Source organism: Sphaerisporangium siamense (assembly GCF_014205275.1).
GTDB classification, from domain to species: Bacteria; Actinomycetota; Actinomycetes; order Streptosporangiales; family Streptosporangiaceae; genus Sphaerisporangium; species Sphaerisporangium siamense.
In genome coordinates this window covers 2656815-2668469 of record NZ_JACHND010000001.1, presented here as the reverse complement: position 1 = coordinate 2668469, position 11655 = coordinate 2656815, and the positions used below count along the sequence as shown (strand labels likewise).

The following is an 11655-nucleotide window of genomic DNA, read 5'->3' as shown; positions in this document are numbered from 1 at the left end:
GGACGCGTCATTTTCTTCACACGCGCCCTTGCCGCGTGATCTGACCGCGATGCACAGCGGCCGGTGGGCTCAGGCGGTGGTGGGGCAGGTGAGTTCGCTGGTGCGGAGGTGGGAGAGGAGGAGGTCGAGGACGGCCTCCAGGTGGGAGGTGTCGCCGGTCGAGCGGAGTACGCTCACGCCGCCCTGGATGCCGGCGATGAAGGCCGCGGCCGTGCGGCCGGCGTCGAGGTGCGGGCTCACCTCTCCGTGTTCCTGCATGGTGGTGATTCCCCGCTGAAGGTACTCCTGCCACTGCCGGAGCAGCGTCGTGACCACCTCGGAGGCGCCCGGCACGCTGCCGACCTGGTTCATCAGCGATGCGAGGGGGCACCGTGACCCCTGGGCGCGGTAGCGGGCGACGACCGCCCGGCGCCACCGCTCCCAGGAGTCCCACGAGTCGAGTGCGCTGAGGTGGGGTTGCTGGTCCTCCAGCACCCGGCCGGACTCGAAGCGAGCGACTTCGAGGAGTAGTTCTTCCTTCCCGCCGGGGAAGTAGTGGAAGAGCTGGCTCTTGCTCGTACCGGTCGTCGCGCGCACGTCGTCGAGCGTGACATCGCCCGGGTCGTCGCTGCGCAGATGGGCGGCGGCGCCTTCGATGATGCGTTGACGGGTCGCGAGCCCCTTGGCCGTGAACGCCATGTTCCGCAGCTTACGACTCGTTCGGCCCCCACGCCGTGCGAGGCTGGGCCTTCGCCTGAGTCCTTACAAGAGCGATTGGGCGGTGGCATACGCTGGTCGCGAGAAGCAACATGCGCGCTCGTCTTCGAGCGGCATCGCCGAACACCTGGCGCTCGTGGATCGGATCCGATCATGACCGCTTTGGCGATCTCGATGACCCACCGGCAAGACCGTGTGATCGTCGCCCTGGGCGGGGACCTGGACATCGCCTCAGGCCTCTACCTCGACGACGCCGTACGGGCGGCGCTGTGCGTCGGCTGCCGGCACCTGGTCGTGGACGCCGCCGACCTCGCCTTCTGCGATTCTCACGGCGTGGAGGCGCTGCTGCGCGCCCGTGACGCCCTGGCCGAGGTCCACGGCACCGTGGCCCTGGTCAACGTCCACGGCCTGCTGCGCCGCGTCCTGGACATCACCGGCGCGGTGGCGTCCTTCACCGCGGTGACCGATGCCCCGGTGTCGTGCGACGGCCGCCCGCTGTGGAAGGTGCCTTGATCGACGCGCCGCGTCCCGGGGCCTGGAGGAGAAGACCCCGGGACATCCCGATCACGAGGCGTCGAGGGCCGCGGTGATCTTGCGGGCCATGTCGGCCATGGTGGGGCTGGGCTCGCCCTGGCGGGTCCGGGTGGCCGCGTCGAGGGCGACGAGGACGGTGTGGCGGAAGTTGGCGGCCTCGGCCGGATCCTGCTTCTTGAGCAGGTTCATGGCCTCGGTCAGGGCCGGCAGCACGTGGTCGGCGAGTTCGGCCGCGGACCTGCCGTTGAGGTTCGCGATCTTCGACTTCTCGGCGAGCACGTGCCCGACCAGGCCGGTCGCCGAGGCCAGGGCGATGGAGCCCTCGGTCGCGATCTTGTGGGGTGAGCCGGCGGCGCCGGCGGCGGCGAGCAGCGAGACGGCGCCGTAGGCGGCGGTCCGCAGGGTGAGCTTGTCCTGGTCGGTGAGGGTGATGGACATGGTCATGTGATCCTTTGCATGTGTTCTGAACGTGAACCGAAGGGAGAACGGAAGGCCTCGCGGAACCGTCGAGGGCTCAGCGGGCAGGATTCAAGGGGGGGTCTACCAAGGGGCCCGGTGTCAGTCGTCGATCGCCTGGTAGAGCGTGGTCCAGAAGTCGTGCATGACCCGTGCCGCGTCCGGGGTGGACAGCCCGACCTGGGTGAGCAGGATTCCGACGACCTGGTTCTCCGGGTCGGCGTAGGTCGAGGTGCCGCTCCCGCCGTCCCAGCCGAACTGGCCAATGGGCGCGTAGTCGCCGCGGTAGGTGCGCACCGCCATCCCGAAGCCCCAGCCGCCGTGCTGCCCTTGGCCGAACGACACATGGACGTTCTCGGTGGCCATGGCGGTCCGGGCGGCTTGCTGCTCGGGCGTGAGGCGGTTGGTCGTCATCAGCTCGACGGCGGGCCGGGACAGGATCCGCTCGCTCCCGTGCGCCCCGTGGTTCAGCAGCATCCGGAAGTAGGCGTGGTAGTCGTCGGCGGTGGAGACCAGCCCGCCCCCGCCGCCCTGGAACGCCGGGGGCTCGCTGTGGCGTCCCCCTTCGGCCTCGTCCCACACGAGGAACTCGCCGGTCCGCGGGTCCGGGGCGTAGAGGGGCGGCAGCCGGTCGATCTGGTCGGCGGGAACGTGGAAACCGGTGTCCTTCATCCCCAGCGGTTCGAAGACGCGTTCACGCAGGAACGTCTCGAACGACCGGCCCGTTACCCTGGCGACGAGCACGCCGAGCAGATCGTTGCTGATGTGGTACTGCCAGCGCTCTCCGGGCTGGTGCATCAGCGGAAGCGTGCCAAGGCGGCGCATCCACTCGTCCGGCTCGGGCATCGGCTCCGGCCCCTGGGGGGTGAGCCCCTGCTCGAATACCGCGCCCATGATCGGAGTGCCGAGCGCCGTCATGTCCATGCCGAGCCCGAACGTGGAGGTCAGCAGGTCCCGTACGGTGACCGGCCGCCGCGCCGGCACGGTCTCGTCCAACGGGCCGTCGATCCGCTTCAGCACCCGTCGGTCGGCGAGTTCCGGCAGCCACGGCTCCACCAGGTCGTCCAGCCGCAGCCTGCACTCGTCGAGAAGGACCATCGCCGCCGCCATCGCGACCGGCTTGGACGTGGATGCCATCCGGAAGATCGTGTCCCGGCGCATCGGCGCGCCACCGTCATGGCGCATCGTCCCGATCGCTTCGACGTGCGTCTCGTCACCCCGGCCGACCAGGGCGACCAGCCCGGGGATCTTCCCGGACTCGACATGCCGTGCCAGCACGTCCCGCACCCTGCGCAGCCCTGCTTCGGAGAAGCCGCTGTCTCGTCCCACCATGAATCCCCTCGTACAGCTTTCGATCGTGCGAGACCCGTCCCGGCCGGACGCCGTGGCATCCGCCATTGTTCGGAAATCCCTGAACTCCTGCGACGCTACATTGCATTTAAAAATCAGTCAACACGCAATGAGAGCCCGTAGTCCCAGTTACACTGCCCAAGTCGGCCTAGCTTTGCAATGAATGTGAAGCTGAATGCAATGAATGATCAGATGGCATTGCAATGGTCTCCGACTGAATGCATACTGTGCAGCGGGTGTGCGGGCGCCGAGCTCCGCGCAGGTGGACAGACAGGAGACGAGCGCCGATGCCCGGAGGCAGGCTCACCACTGAGGACCGTCAGCACATCGCCGCCGGACTCGCCGAGGGACTCGGATACGCGGAGATCGGCCGGCGTCTGGGCCGGCCCGCCTCGACCATCATGCGGGAGGTCACCCGCAACGGCGGGCCCGACGATTACGGGGCCGACCGGGCACACGAGGCCACACGGCATCGCGCGCGCCGCCACAAGCAGGCTCGGCCTCCGGCCCCCCCGATTCCCGACAGTGCCCATGGGCGCGACCCGCAAGCGGTGCAGGACTTCACGGAGTCCTTCACCGCCCTCCTCGTCCAGCAGGGCCTGCCCCGCATGGAGGCCAGGGTGCTGGCCTGCCTGTACATCACCGACTCCGGCGCTCTCACCGCCACCGACCTGGTCCAGCGGCTTCGCGTCAGCCCCGCTTCGGTCTCGCACGCCGTCGCCTTCCTCGAACAGCAGGGAATGCTCAAGCGGGAGCGTCCTCCGGGCGCGAGGCGCGAACGTTATGTCGTCGATGACGAGATCTGGCTCCGGTCACTCGCCGCGGCTCTGCGGATGAACGACGCCCTGGCGGCCGCCTCGCAGCGCGGAGCCGAGATCCTCGGGGTCGCGACCCCGGCGGGCGCCCGCTTCGAGTCCTCCGCCGAGTTCCTTCTCCTCGTGAGCGAGGCTCACCGGCACGCCATGGAGCAGTGGCGGCAGATCCACACCACCCGGAGCACGCCTCGCGATTGACACACCCTGGCCTTTCGCCTGGCGAACCGTCAGCGAGCCTCATTTTTTGGACTTGCGAGTCCAAAAACGGCGTCGTACGTTCGCTGCCATGACCAAGCGACTGGACGGCAAGACCGCCCTCATCACCGGTTCGACCAGCAACATCGGACGCTCAGTGGCCCGCCTCTTCGCGGCGGAAGGCGCGCACGTGATCGTCTCCGGACGCGACGCGGCCAAAGGAGAGTCGGTCGTGGCCGGAATTCGCGCCGGCGGCGGCCGGGCCGACTTCGTGCGCGCCGACCTCGACGGCACCCCACAGGCGAGCAAGGCGCTCGCCGACGCCGCGCTCGCCGCACTCGGCGGCCGTATCGACATCCTCGTCAACAACGCGGGCATCTTCCCGGCGGCCACCACGATGACCACCGACGACGAGACCTTCGACCGGGTCTACGCGGTCAACGTCAAAGCGCCGTTCTTCCTCACCCAGTCCGTGGTGCCCGCGATGGCGGCGGCCGGCGGCGGGACGATCGTCAACCTGGGAAGCTGGGTGGCGCGGATGGGCATCCCCGTGGGGGCTCTCTACAGCTCGACCAAGGGAGCGCTGGAGACCCTGACGCGGGCATGGGACTCGGAGTTCGCGTCCATGGGCATCCGGGTGAACGCGGTGTCTCCCGGGGTCATCCGCACGCCCGACCTCGCGCCGGAGGCGGAGTATCCCGGCGAGGCTTTGATGGTCGGCACCCCGGCCGGCCGAGCGGGCCACCCGGACGCGATCGCCTCCGCCGCTCTGTACCTGGCCTCCGACGAGGCGGAATTCGTGCACGGGACCGTCGTCGACGTGGACGGCGGACGCATAGGGGTCGCCGTCATCGCCGGCTCGTGACCCTCTCGTACTCCCTGGTCGGGGTGCCGGCATCATCAGTCGCGCTCGACGAAAGGCGCCCATTCCCGCCACTTTCTCAGCGGACCACGGCAGTACCAGACCACGTACGCGCAGACCCCGCCCATGCCGGCGCCGGTGAAAAAGTCGCCCCGGAAGAACGAGACGACCGCCCCCACGGCCAGTAACAGAATCAAGGGCACCAGAACGACGAGGGAGAGCACGATCAGGGCACGGCGCATACCGTGCGCCACCCGTTTCGCGGATTCCAGCACCGCCGCCTCGAAAGCGGCCTGCTCCGCTTGCCCCGGTAGCGCGTGAGGCTCGGTTCTCGGCGGTAAGCCGTCCATGGGCGCGACGCCAGGGTGCGGAGGAGGTGACGGTTTCGCGAACGTCCACTGCTGCCGCGACTGTCCGGGAGGCGCAGGGTTGGCGACCGTCCCCTGCGGCCAGGACTGTCCGGCAGGTTCCTGGATCGAGGCGCCAGGCCGCGCCGCCCCGGGGAAAGGGGGCTGCTGAGGGTCCTGCGCACGCACGGCTTTGATCTTGCCCAGCATCGTCCTGGCTCCCACCCAGGTGAAGCCCGCCGCCCCGCCCCACAGCACGACCGATGTGATCCACATCGGCGACCAGAACAGCGCGAGCAACACGCACAGCCCCGCGAGTCCGAACACGATAAGCCCTGCACGTATTTGATGATTCGGCATCTGCGACTCCAGAACACAGGCGATCGCTTCTACCGGTAAGACGCAGGAGAACCATGTGAAGTTCGCGTACGCACCCATTCGGTTCGCAATACGAATACGGCGATCCCTTGTCCGGGATTGCGTTCTAAGAATGGTCGCCTGCGGTCAGTACACCTAATCGTCGAGGGCTTGGGTGTAGCGGCGGGCGAGGGTGCGGATGTGGGCGACCAGTTCAGGCGGGCCGTCGACGCGGAAGTCCATCATCAGCATGCTGAGGTAGATGGCGATGGTCTCCAGAGCGTCGGCACCGGTGACGAGGACGCTGGTGTGGGAGTCGACGGCTTCGACGACGCCGACGGCGGGGTTGATGCGGGCGATCACGGTCTCGGCGGGGGCGAGGACGGTGACGCGGGCGTGGACTTTCCAGCCGGTCTGGGCTACTTCGCGCAGAACGAAGGCGACGAGGTCGTCGTCGGGCAGGGAGCGGGCGGCGAAACGGCGGGACGCGGACCGGACGCGGGTCAGGCCGGCGACGGGCAGCGCCCGCCAGGCGTGCGCGCCGAGGTCGTAGGCGACCAGGAACCAGCGGCGGCGCCAACTGATCAGGCGGTACGGCTCCACCTCGGTTTCGATGTCGGCGCGGGTCACCGACAGGGTCGCGCCGTCGCGGATCGCGCCCGCGACGACGGTGAGGGTGGCGGCGGGCACCGGGGCGTCCGGCTCCCGGGAGCCGACCGTGGCGGGCCCGACCGCGGTGGCCGACCGCAGGGCGGTCACCTTGCGCTGCAGGCGTTTCGGGAGGATCTGCTGGAGCTTGGCGAGCGCTTGGGTGAGGCTGGCGTCGATGTCCGCGATCCCGGTGGAGCCGTCCTCTGCCAGGCCGACGGCCAGCGCCACGGCCACCGCCTCGTCGTCGTCGAGCAGCAGCGGGGGCATCTTCGCGCCCTGTCCGATCCGGTACCCGCCCACCGCGCCGCGCGTGGCGTGCACCGGATAGCCGAGTTCACGGAGCCGCTGGATGTCCTGCCGCAGTGTGCGTTCGGTGACGCCGAGGCGCTCGGCGAGTTCGCGGCCGGTGTGTGACCGATCCTGCAGCAGGGACAGCAGGCGCAGCACTCGGGTCGTCGTCGGAGCCATCGATTTCTCATCCCGGAGACCTATTAGGAACGAAAGTAGCCTAATAGGCCCTTAGGTTGGTGTCACAGGCAAGGAAGAGATCGAAAGGCGAGATCATGAACACCACCGACAGCGCCGCCGTCACCTCCCTGCAGCCGGTCTGGCGTGAGGTGCTGGCCGCCTCGTACCGGGTGCTGGAGAACAGCGTCGCCGGTGTGCGGGACGGCCAGGGAGACAACGCCACCCCGTGCTCGGAATGGACGGTCACCCAGGTGATCCAGCACGCCGCGGCCGACCAGCTCGCCTACGCGAAGATGCTCGGCATCGGAAACGGTCCGGCCTACGACCCCTTCTCGCCTTCAGGAGCCATCGACGGCACTGCGGCAGAGCTGGTGAAGGACGCCATCGAGCGGACCGCCCTGGCGTGGGCGACGGTGTCCGACGACACCGAGACCGTTCCGACGCCGCTACCGCACGGTGACCTGCCCACTCCGGTCGCCGCGGTGATGTGCGCGCTCGACGCCGGCGTGCACGCATGGGACATCGCGATCGCCACGGGCCGCCCGTCCCCGCTCGACGACGAACTCGCAGGCCACCTTCTCGCCGCCGCGCGGGGAACCGTCGAACCCCTGCGCCAGTGGGGCGCCTACGCTCCCGTGGTCGAGGCCGAGGCCGCCGACAGTCCTTCCGCCACCCCGGTCGTCGACGAACTGCTCCGCTACCTCGGCCGCGCCCCGCACTGACGATCGACGTCCACCACATCAAGTTCGGCAAGTGGGGCGATACTGTCGGCGTGGAGTACGTGTCCAGAGTGCCGCGACCGCCGCTGGACGGGCTGATCGACGACCTTTACTACCTGGAGGGTGCGTCGCCGTACGCCCGGCTGACGCTGCCGCCGATGCCGGCGGCGTTGCTCATCGTCAACCTCGGGGCGCCGTTCCGCATCCGCGCCGGCACCGACATCGAAACGGCCGAGTACGCCGACGGCTGCGTGGTCACCATGCCCACCCGCGCCTTCGAGTTCGGCTATCCGCCGGAGACCCGGTCCGTCGGCGTGCACTTCAAGCCGTGGGGGCCGGCGCCGTTCCTGCCGATGCCCGCGGCCGAGCTGTGTGACCGGCCGGTGACGGTGGAGCAGGTTTGGGGCCGGCCCGCCATCGCTGAGCTGCGAGACCGGCTGGCCACGGCGGACGGACCGCACGAGATGCTGACGCTGCTCGAGGAGGAGCTGATGCGACGGCTGTGTGAGACCGCCGGCCTGGGGCTGGTCCGCCATACGAGCAGCGTCATCGCGGCGACCAGCGGGGCGGTGGCGATCGGCGACCTGAGCGTGGCAGCCGGTGTCAGCGGCACTCATCTGGCACAGCGGTTCAAGGAGCTCATCGGCGTCACGCCGAAGCGGCTGGCCCGCACCTACCGCTTCACCGCCACCGTGTTCGCGATCGACCCCGCCGGACCGATCGACTGGGGCGACCTCGCCGGGGGCGCAGGCTACTTCGACCAGGCCCACTTCGGCCACGAGTTCCGGGCGTTCACCGGGCTCACGCCGACCCGGTACGTCGAAGTCCGACGGCGGTTCCTGCGCGAACATCCCGGCCACGCGCTGGACGGTTGGCCGCTGCCGGCCGATTGATTTCTTACAAGAGCGACAGCTCACGACACGCTAATTTGGGGCACCCCAAAGCAGAGGAGAGCCCCCGTGGGCAAGGTGGTCATGTACAGCTCGGTGTCGGTGGACGGCTTCGTCGCGGACGAGAACGACCAGCCCGGACCGCTGTTCGACTGGTTGTCCAGCGGTGACGTCCCGTTGGACGAGAGCGGCGCGCTGAAAGTGTCGCAGACCTCCTACGACTACACCCGGCCGTACTGGGACCAGATCGGAGTCACGATCGTCGGCCGCCACGTCTTCGACCTGACGGACGGCTGGGGCGGCAAGCCGCCGGGCGGCATCGACCACGTGGTCGTCGTGTCGCACCGGCCGATGCCCGAGGGCTGGGACCCCGAGGCGCCGTTTCACTTCGTCGACGGCGTCGAGGCGGCCGTGGCCAAGGCGCAGGAGCTTGCGGGTGACCGCATGGTCGAGGTCGCCGCCGGCGACGTCGGTGGCCAGGTGCTCGCCGCGGGCCTGATCGACGAGGTGCGCATGGACGTCGTACCCGTCGTGTTCGGGTCCGGCAAGCGCTACTTCGGGGCAGTCCACGCGCAGCACCTGTTGGAGGATCCTGACGTGGTGATTCAGGGCGACCGGGTGCTTCACCTGCGCTATCGGGTGCGCCCTTGACCGATCTGAGCGGGTACGCGAAGGAAGCAGAACTCAGGACGGGATAGGCGGGCACTCAAGGACCTCGATCGAGTTCCCTGGCAGCAAAGCGATATGAGGGTGGTCACTGAAGAGCCGCGCCGCGTCTTCATGTGTCTCGGCCTCCACGATCGCGTATCCGGTCTTCGAGTCGGTGAAGTCCTCGACGCCTCGGGTCGTCACCAACTTCTTACGAAAGAGTGGCGCCCCGGGATCGATCAGGGCGTGCTCGTTCTTCTGAGCCCACACCGCCCACGCATTCATGAACTCAGTCTGCTGCTGCTCGGTGAACTTCGCCTTGTCAGCGTTGTCGGCCGCGCCGTTCAGGACAGCGAGAAACTTACCCATGACCGGAGGGTAGCCCACGATCAAAGAGACACGCTCTAGGAGAAAAGGGCGTTACCGGCTGAGGTTGTAGAACCCACCCGTGCCCCGCCGTCGTGCTCGCTCACCGCGATCCCACCCCCAACCTTCCCGGCCTGCGGCAGTGGCGGCAGGGGAACAGTCCTCCCAGCCTGCGACAGCGGCGACGGAGAACAATCCTTCCGGCCTGCGGCAGAAGCGTGCGCCATAGGCAGGTGGCGAAGGGCCGAGTGGGAGGTCAGGGAGTTGGAGTGGCGGCGCCGACCGAGTTGATGAAGCGCAGGACCCGCTCGTTGACCTCGGTGGCGTACTGGCCTGCGATCGAGTGGGTGGCGTCCGGCCACAGCTCGGCTTGCACATCGGGGATGAGCGCGCGCCGCAGGCCAGGAGGGCTGCTCCCCTGCCGCCACTGCCGCAGGCCGGGAGAACTGTTTGCACCGCTGCCGCAGGCCGGGAGGTTTGTGGGTGGGATCGCGGTGAGCGACCACGACGGCGCGGTACGGGTGGGATCCACAACCTCAGCCGACAAATCTCCCTCCCCTCAAAGACCGCAAACAACGGCCCCCACTACCGCAGGCCGCGAGGACTGTTCGCACCGCTGCCGCAGGCCGGAAGGTTATGGGTGGGATCGCGGTGAGCGACCACGACGGCGCGGTACGGGTGGGGTTCACACAGCTCAGCCGGACAAGGCTTATTCCTCGAGTGTTCCCCTTCCGCTCCTGGGAGCGGAAGGGAAAGGTCGATCGGGTCAGGCGTTCAGGGCGCCGTCTGTGATGCCGGCCAGGAACATGGTCCATGTGCCGGAGGAGAAGACCAGTGCAGGCCCGGTGGGGTTCTTGCTGTCACGGACGGCGCGGATACCGGGAAGGTTGGAGGCCACCTCGACGCAGTTGTCCTCGGGACCACTGAAGGTGCTCTTCCGCCACTGCGCGTGCCGAAGATCAAGAGCCACTTTGGTTCACCACTTCCTCTATGCGGCGTAGAGACTGTAGGAACGGACGTGCGAGCCGGATCAGCCCTTCGCATCGTACGGTCGGCCTCAGCATGCAGGCTCGCCTTTCCTTCCGCCGCAGGCCGACAGTTCTCGGGTGGGAACGCGGCGAACAACCACGACGGCGCGGTACGGGCGGGGTCTACACACCTCAACCGGACAAGGCCTTTTCTTCCCCAAGCGTTCCCCTTCCGCTCCTGGGAGCGGAAGGGGGAGGTCGATCGGGTCAGACGTTCAGGGTGCCGTCTGTGATGCAGGTCAGGAATCTGGTCCATGCGCTGGAGGAGAAGATCAGCGCGGGGCCGGCAGGGGTCTTGCTGTCACGCACGGCACGGATGCCGGGGAGGTTGGAGGCCACCTCCACGCAGTTGTCCCCCTCTGGCCCGCTAAAGCTGCTCTTCCGCCACTGGGCGTGCCGTAAATCAAGAGCCACTTTGGTTCACCACTTCCTCTATGAGGCGTAGAGACTGCCTGAACGGTAGGGCTTCTGCTCTGATCGTGTCATACATGCGGGCCAAGCGGTTGAGCGTCGGTTGATCGTCGACGGTTCGCCCATAAGGCAGTGCTCCCGCGAACGCAGCGTAGGTAGACCCATTCCGTTCGGCGATGAGGAATCCACCCACAAGACCGCAATGCACATCGGTCGCGTACGGGACGATCTGGATTGTCACCTGCGGATGCTGAGCCATCTCCAGCAGAAATCTCAACTGCTCTCCCATGACGGCCACACCACCGATGGGCCGACGGATGACGGCTTCGTCCATGAGGACGCCGATAGCGGGCGGGTTAGCACGGTTGAGCATCGCCCGGCGCTGCATACGGGCGACGACGCGGTCTTCGACCTCATCAGGGGTAATGTCAGGCGTGGATGCGAGAATCCGCCGTGCGTACTCTTCCGTCTGGAACAGGCCGGGGATGATGGTCGGCTCCCAGCACCACAGGCCCGTGGCCTCCTGTTCTTCCTCCAGCCATGGGCGGAAGTGTTCCGGGGAGTGCTTCCAGCGGGTGGCCGTGTAGAGGCGGACCATGGTGCCGTCGAGGCCGAGGGCCTGGTCGCAGAGTTCGGCGAAGCGCTGGGACGGGGGGCGTTTGGCCAGTTCGACCAGGTTGACCATGGAGTCGGAGAACCCTATGCGCTCGCCGAGTTGTTTCTGCGTGAGCTCCGCCGATTGCCGGAACCGGCGCAGCTCGTAGGCGAACAGGGCCCGGGGGGATTCGTGAGGGTCTATCTCTTTACCGGTGGACAAATCACACCTACCCATCCAAATGAGGGTGCCGATTAACCTGACCGT

16 protein-coding genes are annotated in these 11655 nt (G+C 68.0%); 6 read left to right on the top strand and 10 right to left on the bottom strand.

The window, feature by feature from the left end:
- Window positions 1–69 precede the first annotated feature (69 nt).
- Window positions 70–678, bottom strand: coding sequence for a TetR/AcrR family transcriptional regulator (locus tag BJ982_RS12405; RefSeq protein ID WP_184879721.1), 609 nt, complete (start codon window positions 676–678; stop codon window positions 70–72).
- 171 nt (window positions 679–849) lie between these two features.
- On the opposite strand from BJ982_RS12405, the gene BJ982_RS12400 reads away from it, so the two are divergent.
- Complete coding sequence (locus BJ982_RS12400; protein WP_184879719.1) at window positions 850–1209, top strand: STAS domain-containing protein; 360 nt, start codon at window positions 850–852, stop codon at window positions 1207–1209.
- A gap of 51 nt (window positions 1210–1260) precedes the next feature.
- On the opposite strand, the gene BJ982_RS12395 is transcribed toward BJ982_RS12400, so the two are convergent.
- The gene (locus tag BJ982_RS12395) at window positions 1261–1668 is read right to left on the bottom strand and encodes a hypothetical protein (protein WP_184879717.1); all 408 of its coding nucleotides are present in this window, start codon (window positions 1666–1668) and stop codon (window positions 1261–1263) included.
- Between the two features lie 120 nt (window positions 1669–1788).
- Window positions 1789–3018: a serine hydrolase domain-containing protein gene (locus tag BJ982_RS12390; protein ID WP_184879715.1), complete on the bottom strand. Its 1230-nt coding sequence runs from the start codon at window positions 3016–3018 to the stop codon at window positions 1789–1791.
- Window positions 3019–3323: 305 nt separating this feature from the next.
- Here BJ982_RS12390 and BJ982_RS12385 point away from each other — a divergent pair, with 305 nt between their 5' ends.
- Together BJ982_RS12385 and BJ982_RS12380 are read left to right on the top strand one after the other, a co-directional pair.
- Complete coding sequence (locus tag BJ982_RS12385) at window positions 3324–4049, top strand: GbsR/MarR family transcriptional regulator (RefSeq protein WP_184879713.1); 726 nt, start codon at window positions 3324–3326, stop codon at window positions 4047–4049.
- Between the two features lie 88 nt (window positions 4050–4137).
- Entirely contained in the window at window positions 4138–4911 is a 774-nt protein-coding gene (locus tag BJ982_RS12380; RefSeq protein WP_184879712.1) for an SDR family NAD(P)-dependent oxidoreductase, read from the top strand.
- 35 nt (window positions 4912–4946) lie between these two features.
- Here the strand turns inward: BJ982_RS12380 and BJ982_RS12375 are convergent, their stop codons facing one another.
- Together BJ982_RS12375 and BJ982_RS12370 are read right to left on the bottom strand one after the other, a co-directional pair.
- Window positions 4947–5693 carry a hypothetical protein gene (locus BJ982_RS12375; RefSeq protein WP_184879710.1) on the bottom strand — a complete coding sequence of 249 codons (747 nt, stop codon included), beginning with the start codon at window positions 5691–5693 and terminating at the stop codon, window positions 4947–4949.
- A 75-nt stretch (window positions 5694–5768) separates the two neighbouring features.
- A complete protein-coding gene (locus BJ982_RS12370; protein ID WP_184879708.1) occupies window positions 5769–6731 on the bottom strand; it encodes a helix-turn-helix transcriptional regulator in 963 nt (320 codons plus the stop codon).
- Window positions 6732–6826: 95 nt separating this feature from the next.
- On the opposite strand from BJ982_RS12370, the gene BJ982_RS12365 reads away from it, so the two are divergent.
- From BJ982_RS12365 to BJ982_RS12355, 3 genes are all read left to right on the top strand, one after another.
- The gene (locus tag BJ982_RS12365; protein WP_184879706.1) at window positions 6827–7453 is read left to right on the top strand and encodes a TIGR03086 family metal-binding protein; all 627 of its coding nucleotides are present in this window, start codon (window positions 6827–6829) and stop codon (window positions 7451–7453) included.
- Between the two features lie 50 nt (window positions 7454–7503).
- A complete protein-coding gene (locus BJ982_RS40395) occupies window positions 7504–8343 on the top strand; it encodes a helix-turn-helix domain-containing protein (RefSeq protein ID WP_203959176.1) in 840 nt (279 codons plus the stop codon).
- A gap of 66 nt (window positions 8344–8409) precedes the next feature.
- Complete coding sequence (locus BJ982_RS12355; protein ID WP_184879704.1) at window positions 8410–8991, top strand: dihydrofolate reductase family protein; 582 nt, start codon at window positions 8410–8412, stop codon at window positions 8989–8991.
- A gap of 33 nt (window positions 8992–9024) precedes the next feature.
- Here BJ982_RS12355 and BJ982_RS12350 read toward each other — a convergent pair whose 3' ends face one another.
- The 5 genes from BJ982_RS12350 to BJ982_RS12330 all read right to left on the bottom strand — a co-directional run bounded on the left by BJ982_RS12350 (window position 9025) and on the right by BJ982_RS12330 (window position 11625).
- The gene (locus BJ982_RS12350; protein WP_184879702.1) at window positions 9025–9357 is read right to left on the bottom strand and encodes a YciI family protein; all 333 of its coding nucleotides are present in this window, start codon (window positions 9355–9357) and stop codon (window positions 9025–9027) included.
- A 253-nt stretch (window positions 9358–9610) separates the two neighbouring features.
- Window positions 9611–9886 (bottom strand): hypothetical protein, encoded by a 276-nt coding sequence (locus BJ982_RS12345; protein ID WP_184879700.1) that lies wholly within the window; start codon window positions 9884–9886, stop codon window positions 9611–9613.
- A 234-nt stretch (window positions 9887–10120) separates the two neighbouring features.
- Window positions 10121–10324, bottom strand: coding sequence for a DUF397 domain-containing protein (locus tag BJ982_RS12340; RefSeq protein ID WP_184879698.1), 204 nt, complete (start codon window positions 10322–10324; stop codon window positions 10121–10123).
- A gap of 265 nt (window positions 10325–10589) precedes the next feature.
- Entirely contained in the window at window positions 10590–10796 is a 207-nt protein-coding gene (locus BJ982_RS12335; protein WP_184879696.1) for a DUF397 domain-containing protein, read from the bottom strand.
- The gene (locus BJ982_RS12330) at window positions 10786–11625 is read right to left on the bottom strand and encodes a helix-turn-helix domain-containing protein (RefSeq protein ID WP_184879694.1); all 840 of its coding nucleotides are present in this window, start codon (window positions 11623–11625) and stop codon (window positions 10786–10788) included. Before BJ982_RS12330 ends, BJ982_RS12335 begins: the two co-directional genes overlap by 11 nt.
- Between the last annotated feature and the right edge of the window lie 30 nt (window positions 11626–11655).

What these genes read in the sequence shown, in the direction of transcription:
- BJ982_RS12405 (WP_184879721.1), bottom strand. Translation starts at nt 678, where the DNA reads ATGGCGTTCACGGCCAAGGGGCTCGCGACCCGTCAACGCATCATCGAA.
- BJ982_RS12400 (WP_184879719.1), top strand. Translation starts at nt 850, where the DNA reads ATGACCGCTTTGGCGATCTCGATGACCCACCGGCAAGACCGTGTGATC.
- BJ982_RS12395 (WP_184879717.1), bottom strand. Translation starts at nt 1,668, where the DNA reads ATGTCCATCACCCTCACCGACCAGGACAAGCTCACCCTGCGGACCGCC.
- BJ982_RS12390 (WP_184879715.1), bottom strand. Translation starts at nt 3,018, where the DNA reads ATGGTGGGACGAGACAGCGGCTTCTCCGAAGCAGGGCTGCGCAGGGTG.
- BJ982_RS12385 (WP_184879713.1), top strand. Translation starts at nt 3,324, where the DNA reads ATGCCCGGAGGCAGGCTCACCACTGAGGACCGTCAGCACATCGCCGCC.
- BJ982_RS12380 (WP_184879712.1), top strand. Translation starts at nt 4,138, where the DNA reads ATGACCAAGCGACTGGACGGCAAGACCGCCCTCATCACCGGTTCGACC.
- BJ982_RS12375 (WP_184879710.1), bottom strand. Translation starts at nt 5,693, where the DNA reads ATGGGTGCGTACGCGAACTTCACATGGTTCTCCTGCGTCTTACCGGTA.
- BJ982_RS12370 (WP_184879708.1), bottom strand. Translation starts at nt 6,731, where the DNA reads ATGGCTCCGACGACGACCCGAGTGCTGCGCCTGCTGTCCCTGCTGCAG.
- BJ982_RS12365 (WP_184879706.1), top strand. Translation starts at nt 6,827, where the DNA reads ATGAACACCACCGACAGCGCCGCCGTCACCTCCCTGCAGCCGGTCTGG.
- BJ982_RS12350 (WP_184879702.1), bottom strand. Translation starts at nt 9,357, where the DNA reads ATGGGTAAGTTTCTCGCTGTCCTGAACGGCGCGGCCGACAACGCTGAC.
- BJ982_RS12330 (WP_184879694.1), bottom strand. Translation starts at nt 11,625, where the DNA reads ATGGGTAGGTGTGATTTGTCCACCGGTAAAGAGATAGACCCTCACGAA.